This window comes from Streptomyces sp. NPDC001027 (assembly GCF_040299045.1).
Taxonomy (GTDB): domain Bacteria; phylum Actinomycetota; class Actinomycetes; order Streptomycetales; family Streptomycetaceae; genus Streptomyces.
Genome location: NZ_JBEPBI010000078.1, coordinates 18,897 through 34,277, shown reverse-complemented (window position 1 = coordinate 34,277; position 15,381 = coordinate 18,897). Strand labels below are relative to the sequence as shown.

At 73.8% G+C, this 15,381-nt stretch carries 14 protein-coding genes; 11 read left to right on the top strand and 3 right to left on the bottom strand.

The genetic code is table 11. The features are described from left to right. The 5 genes from ABT300_RS22000 to ABT300_RS21980 form a co-directional block, all read left to right on the top strand. On the top strand, positions 1–702 hold a 702-nt coding region (locus ABT300_RS22000; RefSeq protein WP_351678292.1), incomplete at its 5' end, for a lipid II:glycine glycyltransferase FemX. A gap of 89 nt (positions 703–791) precedes the next feature. Continuing rightward, positions 792–2,411 (top strand): murein biosynthesis integral membrane protein MurJ, encoded by a 1,620-nt coding sequence (gene murJ / locus ABT300_RS21995; RefSeq protein ID WP_351678301.1) that lies wholly within the window; start codon positions 792–794, stop codon positions 2,409–2,411. A 23-nt stretch (positions 2,412–2,434) separates the two neighbouring features. Next, entirely contained in the window at positions 2,435–3,118 is a 684-nt protein-coding gene (locus ABT300_RS21990) for a response regulator (protein ID WP_351678289.1), read from the top strand. Beyond that, the gene (locus ABT300_RS21985; RefSeq protein ID WP_502977972.1) at positions 3,115–4,650 is read left to right on the top strand and encodes an ATP-binding protein; all 1,536 of its coding nucleotides are present in this window, start codon (positions 3,115–3,117) and stop codon (positions 4,648–4,650) included. The genes ABT300_RS21990 and ABT300_RS21985 overlap by 4 nt, the downstream gene beginning before the upstream one ends. Further along, positions 4,647–5,252 (top strand): hypothetical protein, encoded by a 606-nt coding sequence (locus ABT300_RS21980; RefSeq protein WP_351678286.1) that lies wholly within the window; start codon positions 4,647–4,649, stop codon positions 5,250–5,252. The genes ABT300_RS21985 and ABT300_RS21980 overlap by 4 nt, the downstream gene beginning before the upstream one ends. A gap of 60 nt (positions 5,253–5,312) precedes the next feature. Here ABT300_RS21980 and ABT300_RS21975 read toward each other — a convergent pair whose 3' ends face one another. Further along, the gene (locus ABT300_RS21975; protein WP_351678283.1) at positions 5,313–5,858 is read right to left on the bottom strand and encodes a DUF4232 domain-containing protein; all 546 of its coding nucleotides are present in this window, start codon (positions 5,856–5,858) and stop codon (positions 5,313–5,315) included. Positions 5,859–6,106: 248 nt separating this feature from the next. On the opposite strand from ABT300_RS21975, the gene ABT300_RS21970 reads away from it, so the two are divergent. Further along, positions 6,107–7,510, top strand: coding sequence for a helix-turn-helix domain-containing protein (locus ABT300_RS21970; protein WP_351678280.1), 1,404 nt, complete (start codon positions 6,107–6,109; stop codon positions 7,508–7,510). Here the strand turns inward: ABT300_RS21970 and ABT300_RS21965 are convergent. Then, a complete protein-coding gene (locus ABT300_RS21965) occupies positions 7,507–7,986 on the bottom strand; it encodes a DUF5990 family protein (RefSeq protein ID WP_351678277.1) in 480 nt (159 codons plus the stop codon). The genes ABT300_RS21970 and ABT300_RS21965 overlap by 4 nt on opposite strands. 156 nt (positions 7,987–8,142) lie before the next feature. On the opposite strand from ABT300_RS21965, the gene ABT300_RS21960 reads away from it, so the two are divergent. Next, entirely contained in the window at positions 8,143–8,979 is an 837-nt protein-coding gene (locus ABT300_RS21960; RefSeq protein ID WP_351678274.1) for a DUF2182 domain-containing protein, read from the top strand. A 76-nt stretch (positions 8,980–9,055) separates the two neighbouring features. Here the strand turns inward: ABT300_RS21960 and ABT300_RS21955 are convergent, their stop codons facing one another. After that, positions 9,056–9,715, bottom strand: a complete 660-nt coding sequence (locus ABT300_RS21955; RefSeq protein ID WP_351678271.1) for a DUF1326 domain-containing protein — start codon at positions 9,713–9,715, stop codon at positions 9,056–9,058. A 765-nt stretch (positions 9,716–10,480) separates the two neighbouring features. Here ABT300_RS21955 and ABT300_RS21950 point away from each other — a divergent pair. The 4 genes from ABT300_RS21950 (at position 10,481) to ABT300_RS21935 (ending at position 15,325) form a co-directional block, all read left to right on the top strand. Next, the gene (locus ABT300_RS21950) at positions 10,481–10,672 is read left to right on the top strand and encodes a hypothetical protein (protein WP_351678268.1); all 192 of its coding nucleotides are present in this window, start codon (positions 10,481–10,483) and stop codon (positions 10,670–10,672) included. 96 nt (positions 10,673–10,768) lie between these two features. Next, entirely contained in the window at positions 10,769–11,431 is a 663-nt protein-coding gene (locus tag ABT300_RS21945) for a PadR family transcriptional regulator (RefSeq protein WP_351678265.1), read from the top strand. Between the two features lie 289 nt (positions 11,432–11,720). Then, positions 11,721–12,461: an ABC transporter ATP-binding protein gene (locus ABT300_RS21940; protein ID WP_351678262.1), complete on the top strand. Its 741-nt coding sequence runs from the start codon at positions 11,721–11,723 to the stop codon at positions 12,459–12,461. Continuing rightward, complete coding sequence (locus ABT300_RS21935; protein ID WP_351678259.1) at positions 12,458–15,325, top strand: FtsX-like permease family protein; 2,868 nt, start codon at positions 12,458–12,460, stop codon at positions 15,323–15,325. Before ABT300_RS21940 ends, ABT300_RS21935 begins: the two co-directional genes overlap by 4 nt. Positions 15,326–15,381 lie beyond the last annotated feature (56 nt).

Here is a 15,381-nt window from a genome sequence, read left to right as displayed (position 1 = left end):
GCCGCCGTCGCCGAGCGGCTGCGGGCCCGGGGCTGGCGTCGCTGCGGCGACGACGGGAGCGGCGGGGACGGCGACGCCCAGCCCCGGCACGTCTTCCAGGTGCCGCTCGCCGGACGCACCCCACAGGACCTGTGGTCCGGGCTCAACCAGGAGTGGCGACGCAATGTGCGCCGGGCGCGCAAGGAGGGCGTGGAGGTGGTGGTCGGCAGCGCGGCGGACCTCCCCGGCTTCCACCGGCTGCTCGGCGTCACCGAGCGGCGCGACGGCTTCCGGCTGGGCCGCTCGCTCGCCTACTACGAGCGTCAGTACGCGGCGCTCAACGCCGAGGAGCCGGGCCGCATGCGGCTGTACCTCGCCCGTCACCGGGGAGAGGTCCTGGCCGCCCACACGCTGATCACGGTCGGCCGGCGGGCCTGGTACCAGACCGGCGCCTCCGCCGACCACCGGCGCGAGGTCCGGCCCTCCAACGCCCTTCAGTGGCGCATGCTGTTGGACGCCCACGCTCTCGGCGCCGACGTCTACGACATGCGCGGGGTACCCTCCACTCTCGATCCCGACGAACGTGCGTACGGACTGCTGCGCTGGAAGCTCGGCACCGGAGGACAGGTCGTCGAGACGCTGGGGGAATGGGAGAGACCGATGACCGGCAGCGCCAACCACGCGCTCCACCGTGCCTTCCAGGCATACCTGAACCGCCGATGAAGCGGACGACACCACCCCCGACGACACCGGCGACACCGACCACGCCGACGGTGTCGACCACGCCGACGGCGACGGAGGCGCCGGGCGCGATGAAGACGCCGGGGGCCAAGACGACGGGGGCGAAGACGGCGTCCGCGGGACGCAGCAGCGCCGTCATGGCCGCAGGGTCCGTGGTCTCGCGGGCCACCGGCTTCGTCCGGTCCGCCGTGGTCGCGGCGGCGGTGGGCGCCATCGGGCCGACCGCCGACGGTTACGCCGTCGGCAACGCCCTGCCCACCATCGTCTACATGCTGCTCCTCGGCGGCGCGCTGAACGCCGTCTTCGTGCCCGAACTGGTCAAGGCCGCCAAGGAACACGACGACGGGGGCGCGGCGTACACCGACCGGCTGGTCACCGTCTGCGTCGTCGCCCTGCTGGCGATCACCGCGGCCGCGGTGTGGGCGGCTCCCGCGATCGTCGACGTGTACACCGACTACACCGGCCCGCAGGCGGCCATGACGATCGCCTTCGCCCGCTACTGCCTGCCCCAGATCTTCTTCCTCGGGCTGTTCACGCTGCTCGGTCAAGTCCTCAACGCACGCGGCCGGTTCGGCGCGATGATGTGGGCGCCGGTCCTGAACAACGTCGTCGTCATGGCCGTCTTCGGCGGGTACCTGGCGCTGGCCCTCGGCGGCGGGGACACGCTCACCGCGACCGAGACCGCCGTGCTCGGCTGGGGCACGACCGCCGGCATCGCCGTCCAGGCGCTCGCCCTCGTCCCCGCGCTGCGCGCGGCCCGCTTCCGCTGGCGGCCCCGATTCGACTGGCGCGGCAGCGGACTGACCCGTCCGCTGCGCTCGGCCGGCTGGCTGGTGCTGCTGGTGCTGGTCAACCAGGGCGCGTACTGGGTCACCACCCGGCTGGCCACGACCGCGGGCCTCGACGGCGGACCCGGATACGGCGCGTACAACAACGCCTACGTCCTGTGGGTCGTCCCGCACGGCATCGTCACCGTCTCCGTGGTGACCGCGCTGATGCCCCGGATGAGCGCGGCGGCCGCCGACGGCGACACCGCCGGCGTGCGCCGCGACGTCTCCCACGCCCTGCGCCTCAGCGCCTCGGCCGTCGTACCCGCCGCCTGCGCGCTGTTCGCGCTGGCCCAGCCGGTCATGGCTCTCGTCTTCGGATACGGCAGGACCAGCGCCGACGACACGGTCGCCATGGCGGGGATCCTGATGGCCTTCGCGCCGGGACTCGTCGCCCTGTCGGGCCAGTACGTCCTGTCCCGCGCCTTCTACGCGCTCTCCGACACCCGGACGCCGTTCCTGCTGAACCTCGTGATCGTCGCCCTCAACGCGGCCCTGTCCCTGGCCGCCGCCCACCTGCTGCCGGCCCGCTGGGCGGTCACCGGCATGGCGGCGGCGTACTCGCTGGCGCTGTGCGCGGGCTGGGCGGTGACCGGCCGGGTGCTGAGCCGCCGGCTCGGCGTCGCCCGCCCCCTGCGCTCGTCCGCCGTCGGCGCGCAGGGACGGCTGCTGCTCGCCGCCGTCCCCGCCACCGCGCTGGGCCACTTTGCGGCCCTGGGCGCGGCGGCCGCGGGCGCCCTGGCCGCCGCAACTGCCGGCGCCGCCGCCGTCGTCCTCACCTTCGCCCTGCTCGCCCGTCCGCTGCGACTCGCCGAACTCGACACGCTGCTGCGCGGCCTGCGTCGGCGAACGCGCCGGACCTGACCACCACCGAGGGAGAACCGCCGATGCCCCGCGTGCTCCTCATCGAGGACGACCCCGCCGTACGCGAAGGGGTCGAACTCGGTCTGCGCCGCCGCGGCCACGAGGTGCGGGCGGCCGCGACCGGCGAGGCCGGCCTCGCCGCGCTCGCCGAGTTCCGGCCCGACCTGCTGCTGCTGGACCTGATGCTGCCCGGCATGAACGGGGTGCAGGTCTGCCGGCAGGTCCGCGCGCGCAGCCAGCTGCCGATCATCATGCTCACCGCGCGCGGCGACGACTTCGACGTGGTCATCGGCCTGGAGGCCGGCGCCGACGACTACATCGTCAAGCCCGCCCGCACCGAGGTGATCGAGGCCCGCATCCGGGCCGTGCTGCGCCGCCTGGACGACGGCAACCCGGGCCGCCCCGCCATCGAGGTGTACGGCGCGCTCACCGTCGACCGGGTCGGGCTGACCGTCGCCAAGGCCGGCCGGCCGCTCGCTCTCGCCCCCTCGGAGCTCAAGCTCCTGCTGCACCTGTCCGCCGCCCCCGAGCAGGTCTTCAGCAGGCAGCAACTGCTGGAGCACGTCTGGGGGCACAGCTACCACGCCGACGCCCGCCTGGTCGACGCCTGCGTGGCACGGCTGCGCGGCAAGATCGAGGACGAGGCAGGCAGCCCGCGGTACGTCCAGACGCTGCGGGGCTTCGGGTACCGCTTCGGTCCGCTGTGATCGCCCGCCTCCTGCGCGGTCGCCCGCGCCGCGGCGACGACGACGAGGGACGAGACGACCGCCCGCGCGCCGAAGAGCGTTCGCGGGTAAGGGCGTTCGGCCTGCGCACCCGACTGCTGCTCGCCTTCCTGCTGGTCGCGGCCGTCAGCGCCGGCACCACGGCCGCGCTGACCTACCGTGAGGCCCGCAACGCGCTGCTGGAGACCGCCCAGGACACGGCGGTCACCTCGTTCCGCGAGCAGGTCCAGCAGACCGGCTTCTCCCTGCCCGTGCGCAGGGAGGGCCTGGAGGAGGTCCTGCGGGACATCGCCCGCAAGGGCAAACCGCACCCCTGGGTGGTGTTCGCCGAGTACGGCTCGCTGCGCGCCTCCTCGGGCGAGAACCCCGTCTCCACCGTCATCACACCCGAACTGCGGCGCGCCGCGCGGGCGGATCCGCACGGCAGCTTCGAGCGGGTCGTCAAGGACGGCGTCCCCTACCTCACCATCGCCATGCCCACCGTCTTCAAGGTGAGCGCGTCGAGCGTGCTGCCCAGCGGACTCGTCCTGTACGCCGTCATGCGGATGACCGACGAGCAGCTCAACGTCGACGCGCTCCTCACCGCCGCCCGGGACGGCGCCCTGCCCGGCCTCGTCGTCGCGCTGATACCCGCGCTGCTCGCCGCCCGCAGCGTGCTGCGCCCGGTGCGCGAACTGAGCCGGGCCGCCCGCAGCATGGGCAGCGGCAGACTCGACACCCGGATCCCGGTGCGCGGCAGCGACGAACTGGCCGACCTGGCACGCACGTTCAACGAGTCGACGGCCCAACTCGAGCGTTCCGTGAGGGAACTGCGCGAAGCCGAGGAACGCGCCCGCCGGTTCGCCTCCGACGTCTCGCACGAACTGCGCACCCCGCTCGCCGGGATGCTCGCCGTCACGGAGGTCCTCGACGAGGACGCCGACGACCTGGACGCCGACACCGCGCGGGCCGTCCGGCTGGTCAGCGCGGAGACCGGGAAGCTCGCCGTGCTCGTCGAGGACCTGATGGAGATCTCCCGCTTCGACGCCCGCGCGGCCGAGCTGAACACCGACGAGGTCGACGTCGCCGAGGCCATCGGCAAGACGCTGCAGCACCGGCACTGGACCGACGGCCGGGTCCGCGTCGAACTGCCCGGCGGCGTCCGCGCCCGCCTCGACCCGCGCCGCTTCGACGTGGTGATCGCCAACCTCGTCGGCAACGCCCTGCGGCACGGCGGCGCGCCCGTCACCGTGCGCCTGCGCACCGAGGCGCGCCCCGCGGGCCCGTCCGTGCTGGTCACCGAGGTCGTGGACAGCGGGCCCGGCATCCGCCCCGAGTCCCTCCCGCACATCTTCGACCGGTTCTACAAGGCCGACGCGGCCCGTACCCGCTCGGCGGGCAGCGGGCTGGGGCTGGCGATCACCCAGGAGAACGTGAAGCTGCACGGCGGAACGATCCACGCCGGGAACCTGCCGGACGGCGGCGCCGTCTTCACCGTCGAGATACCGCTCCACGCGGAGGAGGCCGGCGGATGAGGCGAGCGCGGACACTGCGCCGTGCCGCGGCCGTCGCGGTCGCCGTCGCGTGCGCCGCACCGCTGCTCGGCGGCTGCGGCATCCCGGAGACCGACGTCATCGAGGCGGGCGGTCCCGCCACCGTTCAGGCCTTCCTCACCCCCAGCACCGACGTGCTGCTCTTCTTCCGCTCCCCCGACGGCATGGTGCGGCCGGTGATCCGGACGGTGCGGATCTCGACCGTGCCCGTCGGGTCGGGTGCGGCGCACGGGAGCTCCGCCGGGCAGGCGGCGCCGCTGGTGACGGAGCGGGTCGTCATGATGCTGCTCGCCGGCCCGCAGGAGGAGGACCGTGCCGCAGGCCTGGACACCGCCCTTCCCGCCGCCCTGCCCGGCGTGCCGATCCGGATCGGGCCCGCGAAGGACGGCACGGCCACGGCCCGCGTGCCCCTCGCCCTCGACGGACTGGACGACACCGCGCTGCGTCAGCTGACCTGCACGATCGCCTACGGCCTGGACGTCGACGGCCGGACCGTCGTGGAACTGACGGGACGGGACGGCGCGTCGACGTCCGGGACCTGCGGCCTCGCCCCCGGCAGCGCCGCCGGCGCCGTCGCCCGCTGACGCGACGGCGCCGGGATCGACGTCGGGATCGGCGTCGGGATCGGTCTGCTGCGGGCGGGGCTACCAGGCGAGGGCGTCCGCCGCGTTGTCCTGCCAGTAGGTGACGGTCGCGGCGCTGTTGAAGAAGACGCCGCCGTTCGGCAGGTTCAGGGTCTTCTCCCGGCCCGTCGCGTCGCCCTTCCGGTCGGTGAGGAACACGCCCAGGGTCTTCTCCGTCGCGCCTCCCTCGCCGTCGGGCGAGTACGTCAGGATGCCCGCGTACGCGCTCTGGCCGGGCTCGAGCGTCACCACGGACTGCGGCGTGCTGTCGTCGGCCCACGGCATCACGGCCTGGGCGTCGGCGCCGGCCCTCAGGTAGGGGGCGCTGTACGCGTAGCAGGGCGTGGCGCCCGTGTTGGTGGCCTTGAGCAGCAGGTGGTTGAGCGGGCGGGCCGCCTCGGCGACGGTCAGCCGGGTGTTGGCCGTGGTGCAGGTGACGATCGAGGAGGCCTCCTTCGTCGCGGCGGACGCCGTCTGAGCGGCGGCCTGGACGCCGACGAGCGCGAGGGCGGCGACGACCACCGAGGAGGCGGCTGCGCGGTGGAGGGAGCGAGGGGCGGTACGCATGGAAGAACTGCTTTCTCTCGTACGGGGCGTGCCGGTGGGCCGCCGGAAGTGCGGTCTGCGCAGGCGCAGTCGCGCAGGCCCGATCACCGGGTCCGGCGAGGCGCCGTGCTTGGATGACGCAAGCCTGTGCCGTGCGGCGTCCCATCCGCCATGCCCTGGGAGATTTCGGGACGGCGGGATGCGCGAGCCGGCTCTCACCTGGAGAAACGCGACCCTCCTGGGATGTCGAACGGAATGGAGGACTGGTGATGGCGGCGGAAGAGATCGCGGAAGAGACCGCGGAGTTCGCGGCGCTGATGCGCGAGTTGAAGCAGCGGTCCGGGCTGAGTTACGAGGCTCTGGCGAAACGGGCGCACATGAGCACCTCGACGCTGCACCGGTACTGCAAGGGGGAGGGCGTGCCCGGTGACAACGCGACCGTCGCCCGCTTCGCCCGGGTGTGCCGGGCGACCCCGCAGGAGCTGGTCGAGTTACACCGGCGCTGGGTCCTGGCGGACGCGGCACGCGAACGCGCCCGGCGCGCGGCGGCGGACACGGAACGCGGCTCCGCGCACCGGGACCCCGCGCACCGGCCCGGAGCGGCCACCTCGGTCTTGAGCCCCGGCCCGGACGCCGGTCCCGGTCCCGGTCCCGACAGCCTGGCGCCGGGCCCGGCGCAGGCGCCCGCATCTGCACCCACACCCGCGACCGCGCCCACCACGAGCGGGCGGGGAGCGCCGGCCGGGGTCGTCGCCGAGCCGTCGCCGCAGCCGGCCGGCCCCGCTCGCCGTAGGCCGGCGCTCGTGCGGACCGCCCGCGGACGGTGGGCCCTGATCGCGGCGAGCACCGCCGCCGCCGTGGTCGTGACCACCGCGCTCACCTTCGATCTGACCGGTGCGGGGCCGGGACCGGCGGAGAACGCCCGGTCGACCGCCGCCGCGGCCTCCCCCGGACGGCAGCCCGCCGCCTCCCCGGCACACCCCTCGGCGCGGCCGAGCCCGTCCCCGGACCCTTCCGCCTCCGCGTCCCCCGGACCGGACCCGGGCGGCGACCGGGCCGGCGTCGCGGTTCCGCTGACGGTGAGCACCCGCACCTACGCCTGGGAAGACCCGCAGTGCGAGGGGAAGTACCTGGTCGACCGGCCTCCCGGCCAGGTCTCTCCGCCGGTGATGGGACAGGACCTGCCGGGCTGGGTGAAGGCGCACGGCGCCGTCGCCGCCGACGGGCAGCGGGTGGCGCTGACCGTCCAGGGCACCGGGGACGACACCGTCGTCATCGAGTCGCTGCACGTCCGTGTGGTCGACTCGGGCGCGCCCCCGGCCTGGAACGCGTACCTGGGGTCGTCGGGCTGCGGCGGAGGCGTGGAGACGAGGTCGTTCGGCACGGACCTCGACGCCGTCCACCCTGCCGTCGTGCCGAGGGCCGGCCAGCGCGGCGTCCCCTACAAGGTCAGCCGGTCCGATCCCGAGGTGCTGTACATCACCGCCCGGGTCCGCGCCCACGACGTGAAGTGGTTCGTGGAGCTGCAGTGGTCCAGCGGCGGCCGTCAGGGCACCGTACGGATCGACGACCACGGGAAGCCGTTCCGCACCAGCGGCAGCCGGGGCCGTCCCCTGCACGAGTTCCTGGTCGGCGGCACCGAGTGGATGCGGGTGGCGGAGAACACCGGCTAGTAGGTCCCCGGGCCGCCCGGTGCGGCGGTCCAGGCGATGTGCGGGGGCTCGACGCGTGCGCACAGGGGGCCGCCGTCCGCGTCGGTCAGGCCGAGCCGTCCGACCAGCAGCCCGTCGCGTGCCGCGGCGGTGAGGACGTCGTCGGGGACGCGGTCGAGCATGAGCTTGGCGCGGCGGAACATGGTGAAGACTCCGGCCTCGTCGACCGTCCCCCACGACAGGTAGACGAACCGCCGGCCCAGGCGGTGCTGCACGTACGGACCTGCGATCGCGACGCCGTCCGGTTCGGCGCTCGCGGTGCACTCCAGCGTCCAGGTCGCGGACGACGCGTCGCCGGGCTGCGGGTCGAGGAGTTCGGCCGGACGGTCCCGGCGCTGCACGGCGACGTGGATGTTGCCGTAGGCGGGCGTTCTGCCGTCGGCGGAGGCGGGACGGGTGAGGCCGGGCAGGTCGACGGCGTCGATGCGGATGCGCATGCCGGCCATCCTGAGCCGAGACCCCGCCCGCGTCCACCCGCACGGTCCTTCCCCGGCCCTGAAGCCCGAACAGGTCGCGTCGCCGGGGGATGCGTGCTGTCCTGGACATACTGGACATCGGCGCGGACTGCCGGCTGCGCCGCAGGAGTACACGCCATGCGTCCCATCCGGAGCTCCCTCTTCGCACCCGCCCGGTCGCCCGCGCCGACCGGAGCCGGCGGGGCCCTGCTGCCGGCGAGGGATCTCGCGCTCGCCTGGTTCCTGGTCGTTCTGATCGCGGCGCCCGCCTGGGCGCTGACGATCGGGCAGGCGCGGGACATGGGGGTCGAGGCCGGGACGATGGGAATGGCGCTGCCGCTGTTCCTGCTGCTGTGGGTGACGATGATGGCGGCCATGATGCTGCCGTCCATGGCGCCGGTGGCCATCACGTGGGTGCGCGGAATCGGCCGGCAGTCCTCCGGCTGGACGCGGACCCTGCGGACCGCCGGGTTCGTCTGCGGATACCTGCTGGTGTGGACCGCTTTCGGACTGCTCGCCTACGCGGCCCTGGCCTTCACCGGCGACCTGGTGGACGACCGTCCGACCGCGGGACGCTGGATCGGCGCGGCCGCCTTCCTGCTCGCGGGCCTCTACCAGCTCGGCCCGCTCAAGTACGTCTGTCTGCGGCACTGCCGCGACCCCATGGCGCACCTCGTGCGGTACGCGGGGTTCCGGCGACCGGCCCGCGATCTTCGGGTGGGCTGTCACCACGGCGCCTACTGCGTCGGCTGCTGCGCGGGACTGATGGTCGTCCTGATCCCGCTCGGCGTGATGAACGTGGCGGCGATGGCCGGACTGGCTGTGGTGATCTTCGTGGAGAAGCTGTGGTCCCGTGGTGCGCTGCTCGGCCGGGTCGTGGGCGTCGCGTTTCTCGTCCTCGCGGTGCTCGCACCGTTCCAGGACTGGCTGCTGCCTGGGCTGCAGGCGCCGATGCCGTCGATGGACGGCATGTGACGAGCTCCGCCGCCGGGCCGCCGAGCCGTCGCCGGGCCGTCGCCGGGGTCGAGAGCGCGCGGCGGTTCTCGATCAGTCAGGACTCAGGACCGCTCCAGTCGAAGGGGAAGTGCTTGCTCGACTTGCCCGAGCGCTCCCAGGAGAAGCCGAACGCGTCGGCGCGGTCGTCGGTGGCCCGTCCCCAGGTGGCGACCTGGCCGGGGCCGACCTCGGCGCCCGGTGCGTTGTGGACCTGGACACGTGCGCCGTCCGCGGTCGTCGGGCCGGTGAGCGCCTCGGCGGCGGCCGTGACCCGGCCGGGTATCTCGGCTCGCCAGGCGCCGAGGTCCTCGTCGATCTCCACGTGGATGGGGGCGGTGTCCATGCCGCGCATCTCGGCGTGGAACATCTCCCCGAACTGCGCCGGCCAGCCGCCCGCCTCACCGCCGAAGATCGCTCCCAGCGCACCGCGTTGCCGCTCGTCGGCGCGCTCGTCGAGGAAGACCGCGGCAGACGGGTCGGTGTGCGTGCCCGCCCACGGATTGCCGGTGAAGGAGGCGAGCATCAGGACGTTGAGACCGTCGAGCCGCACGTCGCCGAAGCTGCCCTCCCGGATGTGCCAGACCAGCACGCCGTCGCAGTCGCCCTCGGTCGGGGGCTGCGCAAACGTGCAGGGGCACGGTATGGCGCACTTGCACACGTCGAACCAGTCACCGGTCAGGCGCCAACGCGTACCGGTGGTGACCTGCTCTGTCATCTCGCATCCCTCCTGCCGGGCCCCAGAGGGCCCACTCGGAGTGGCGAGACCGCATGTCCCGAGCCCACTCCGGGATCGCGAAGCGGCCTCTCCTCCAGCTTGCACCTCCCACGCCCGCATCGGAACCCGCCAACCCTCCCGCCCTCGCCGCCGTCGCCGCCTGACTGAGGTCTTTCGGCCCGCCGACCCCATGAGGGCGGCTACCTGTCGTGGCTGGAAGTCCGCTCATGGAGCGACGACGTCGAGGTGACACGGTCTGCCGCACATCGCTGGCTGCAGCCACGCTCCTGATCCCGGACAGCGAGCGCCCAGCGGCCTCCGACCTGCACGACACCAAGAGCCGACCGACATCACGAGTTCAAGTTCCGTCCCGTCCGTCCCGCGCCCGCCGGCCCCCTCGCACCCGGCCACGGCGACGGCCTCCCCCGAACCGCCCGCTCGCGCCCCGCTCCCAACGGTTCCGCGGCCACGACCGCCGCATCCACCTCGCCCGATCGCCCGCTCGCCCGTCCGCCCCGTCGGCGTCGCCCTCCTCCGGGTCCGCCGGACCCCCTGTCCGGCGGACCCGAGCTGTCGGGGCCGCCCGACGCGCCCGCGCCCAGCGACTCCGCCTCCCTCGCGGGGCGGCGGGGGGAGGTCCGGCAGGGACCCGGCCGACCGGCCGACCCCGTCGGCTCACCGTCCTCCACGAGCCCGCTGGAGCCCGCTCGTACCAGAACGGCAACAGAGAAGGAGCCCGCCGATGAGTCGGACGAGGGGGTCGAGGTGGTACCCGAGACGGACGCACCGGCCGCCGAGAGTTTGCCCGCGGGGCTGCCGACGGCCGCCCACCGAACCGGCGCCGAGGCCCCCCTCGACCTCTCCGACCGGCGGATTCCCGTGCTGACACTGGGCGTGGGGCTGGCTCCGGCGGGCCTCGGCATCGGCTTCATCGTGGTGCGGACGCGCCGCCGCTGAGCGGCGCGCAACGGACCGGGTCCCCCTTGAGTCGGACCTCCGGCGTCCGCCTCAGGACGCTTGTCCCCACGGACTTACTCGGTATACATACTCGGTATGTCCATCCGTCACGGGCTTCTCGCCCTCCTGGAACGCGGTCCGCGCTACGGCTCACAACTCCGTACGGAGTTCGAGTCCCGCACCGGCTCGACCTGGCCGCTCAACGTGGGTCAGGTCTACACGACGCTCAGCCGGCTCGAACGCGACGGCATGGTCGTGCAGGACGGCGAGGACGAGGCCGGCCACACGCTCTACGCGATCACCGACAGCGGTCGCGTCGAACTGCGCAGCTGGTTCGAGAACCCCGTCGACCGCACCAGCCCGGCCCGTGACGAGCTGGCCATCAAGCTGGCCATGGCCGTCGGGGCGCCCGGGGTCGACATCCGTGACGTCATCCAGTCCCAGCGCAGGCACAGCGTGAAAGCCATGCAGGACTACACCCGGCTGAAGGCGCAGGCCCTCACCGCCGTGGAGAAGAACGGGGCCCGGGAGCGGGACGACATCGCCTGGCTCCTCGTCGTGGAGCAGCTGATCTTCCAGACCGAGGCCGAGGCGCGCTGGCTCGACCACTGCGAGTCCCGGCTGATCCGTCTCTCGTCGACCGCCCAGGCGGCGGGGCCGGAGCCGGCCTCGCCGGGGGCGGTAGCGGGAGCGGCGGGGACGGGGGCGCGGGCGGGGGCCGGGGCCGGGGCAGGGGAGGCCGCACGCCACCGCCCGTGACGTCCGTCCTTCACGACCGGCCCTGAGCACCCGAACAACCGGACCCACAGGACCGACCGAGTCCACCGTCTCCACCCGACCCACCGGCTCCACCCGACCCACCGGCTCCACCCGACCCACCGGGTCGACCCGACCCACCGGCTCCACCCGACCCACCGGCTCCACCCGACCCACAAGAAGACTCCGAACCACCCGACCAGACCCATACCGTACGCACGGCGCTGCCAAGGACCGTCCGTCCGTCGCACCGACGTCCGGCCGTTCGCCGGCGTACGCCCGAGGGGGAACCATGTCCACACAACAGCAGCAGCCCGTGCTGAGCCTGCGGAACCTGACCCGCGTCCACGGCTCCGGCGCCACCGAGGTGCACGCCCTGCGCGGCATCGACCTCGACGTCCACCCCGGTGAACTCGTCGCCGTCATGGGCCCGTCGGGCTCCGGCAAGTCCACCCTGCTCACCATCGCGGGCGGCCTCGACAACCCCACCTCCGGGCAGGTCTTCGTCGAGGGCACCGACATCACCGCCCTCGGCATCAAGGGGCTCGCCGCCCTGCGCCGCCGCAGCATCGGCTACGTCTTCCAGGACTACAACCTCATCCCGGCCCTCACCGCCGCCGAGAACGTGGCCCTGCCCCGCGAACTGGACGGCATATCGGCCCGCAAGGCCCGCACCGAGGCCCTCGCCGCCCTCGCCGAGATGGACCTCGGCCAACTCGCCGACCGGTTCCCCGACGAAATGTCCGGCGGCCAGCAACAGCGCGTGGCCATCGCCCGCGCTCTCGTCGGCGACCGCCGGCTCGTCCTCGCCGACGAGCCCACCGGCGCCCTCGACTCCGAGACCGGCGAGTCCGTGCTGGCCTTGCTGCGCTCCCGCTGCGACGCCGGAGCCGCCGGCGTCATGGTCACCCACGAGCCGCGGTTCGCCGCCTGGGCCGACCGGGTCGTCTTCCTGCGGGACGGCGCCGTCGTCGACCAGACCATGCGCAGCGACGCCGACTCGCTCCTGACCGGCCGGGCGGCCCAGCGGTGACGACCTGGTTCCACTCCTGGCGGGCCGCGGTCCGCATCGCCCGCCGTGACGCCTGGCGCTCCAAGGGCCGCAGCTTCCTCGTCCTCGCCATGATCGCGCTGCCGATCCTGGGCGTGAGCGCCCTGGACCTGACCCTGCGCAGCGCCGAACTCACCCCCGCGCAGCGGATGGAGCGCACCCTGGGCGCCGCCGACGCTCGCTTCTCCGACGCCCGAACGGCCGGCGTGGCCGTCCTGCAGGACCCCGAGGGCGAGAAGCACACCCCGGCCGGGGACTACGACTCGCCGGGCAAGTCCTGGCCCGACGGCCCGACCGATGTCGCCAAGAGCATCCCGGCCGGTTCGACGGTGCTGACCGACAGCATCGGCAGCGCCAAGCTGACCACCAGGCACGGTCTGCTCCAGACCGAGGTCCGTGAGCTGGCCGCCGACGATCCCGTCGCCCGGGGCATCCTGCGGCTGCAGGAGGGCCGCTTCCCCGAGAAGGACGACGAGATCGCCGCGACCACCCGATTCCTGGAGAGCAGCGGGCTGTCCGTCGGCTCCACCCTCACCGCCCGCGGCTTCGACCGCACCTATGTGATCAGCGGCTCGTACGAGTTGCCCAGCGACCTCACGGCACAGCAGGTCAACGCCCTGCCGGGGGCCTTCCTCGCGCCGTACGCCAAGGCGGTCGAGAAGGCCGGACTGTCGAAGCCCGACATCTCCACCACCTACCTGGTGAAGAAGGCCGGTGGTTTCACGTGGAACACGGTCCAGGCGATCAACGCCAAGGGTGTCGTGGTCACCTCGCGCGTCGTGGTCCTCGACCCGCCCGCCGACTCCAAGGTGCCGCTCTACCAGAAGGAAGGCTGGGGCACCTACGAGAGCAGCGGGGGCGCCGACGCCGCCGCGCTCGCCGCCGTGGGCACGGTCGTCGGCCTGGCGATGCTGGAGATCTGTCTGCTCGCCGGTCCCGCCTTCGCCGTCGGCGCCCGTCGTTCCCGCCGCCAGCTGGGCCTGGTCGGCGCCAACGGCGGTGCCCGCAGCCACATCCGGGCCATCGTTCTCAGCGGCGGTCTGGTCATCGGCATCGCGGCGGCCCTGGTCGGCATCGTCCTCGCCCTGATCCTGACCTTCGCCCTCCGGCCGCTCCTAGAGGACTACATGGGACAGCGGTTCGGCGGCTTCACCGTCAGGCCGCTGGAACTGCTCGCCATCGCCGCGCTCGCCGTCCTCACCGGCCTGCTCGCCGCGATCATCCCGGCCGTCACCGCCTCCCGGCAGACCGTCCTGGCCTCCCTCACCGGCCGTCGCGGCGTGCGCCGCAGCAACCGCGTGCTGCCGCTGATCGGCTTCGGCGCTGTTCTGCTCGGCGCGGCCATCGCCCTGTACGGCTCGGTCGTCTCCGACCAGTTCGTGCTGGTCGCGGGTGGCTCGGCCATCGCCGAGCTGGGCGTGGTCGCCATGACGCCCGCCCTGGTCGGCCTGTTCGGCCGGGCCAGCCGCTGGCTGCCGCTCTCGCCGCGCCTCGCCCTGCGGGACGCCGTCCGCAACCGGGGCCGTACGGCACCCGCTGTCGCCGCCGTCCTGGCCGCCGTCGCGGGCACCGTCGCCGTCTCGACGTACGCCGCGAGCCGCGACGCCCAGAGCCTGGCCGAGTACCGGGCCAGCCTGCCGTACGGGGCCGGCGCCGCGCTCGTCACCGAGGAGGGCGGCCGGGACGTCCCCGCGGTCCGCGACGCCGTGCAGCGGACGCTGCCCGTCGACGTCCGCGCCGACGTGTTCCGGATCGCCGTCGGCAAGCCCGGCTGCGCCCCGTACGGCGAGGGCGAGGGCTGTGGCCGCTTCGAGGTCGTCACCCCGCCGGCCAACGAGTGCCCGCTGTGGGTCAGCACCCCCGACGGCTCCGACCCGGCGGAGAAGTACACCAAGGAGCAGCGGCGCGCGCTCGCCAAGGACTGGCGCTGCCTCTCGCGCGACGGCAACGGCATCTACGTCGAGGGCGGTCTCCTCGTCGCCGACGCCCCGCTCCTGAAGGTCCTCGGCATCGACGACCCGGGCGCGGCCAAGGCCCTCGCCGACGGAAAGCTCGTCAGCTTCCACAAGCCCCAGGTCGACAGGAACGGCGCCGTCGGCATCAAGCTGATCACCGACCCGAAGGCCGCCGACCGCGCCGCCGAGCAGAACAAGCCGGTCCCGGGCGAGCTGAAGTCCTTCCCCGCCTACCAGGTGCCCGGCTCGCCCGACTCCTACGGAGTGCAGAGCGTGCTCAGCCCCGCCGCCGCCAAGGCCGCCGGACTGACCACTGTCCCCCTCGGCGCCTTCTTCAGCACCGACCGGATGCCGAGCACCGAGCAGCGGCAGAAGCTCGACGCCGAGATCGCCAAGCTCGGCAGCAACGTCGAGCTGACCGTGGAGCGGGGCTGGGTCGCCGAGAACGGGCTCGTCCTGCTCGCGCTGACCGTCTTCGCCGGCCTGGTCACCATCGGTGCGGCCGGCATCGCCACCGGTCTCGCCCAGGCGGACGCGGAGGCCGATCTCAAGACGCTCGCCGCGGTCGGAGCCCCGCCCAGGGTGCGTCGCATGCTCAGCGGCTTCCAGTGCGGTGTGGTCGCCGCGATGGGTGTGGTCCTCGGCTCGGCGGCCGGTGTCCTGCCAGCGGTCGGGCTGCGGCTCACCGAGGAGCGCGAGCAGATGCGCTTCTACCAGGAGGCTCTCGACAACGGCTGGGGCGGCGCCGGTGACGCCCCGCCGTACGTGCCGATCATCGTCCCCTGGGAGACGCTCGCCGCCCTCCTGGTGGCCGTGCCCCTCGGCGCCGCCCTGCTGGCCGCGCTGGTGACCCGCTCTCGCGGAGCGCTGGCCCGCCGCGCCGCGCACTGAGCCTCCGTCGCCCGACCGTGCCATGCCCCTGGACGAGGATGAATCACCCTCGTCCA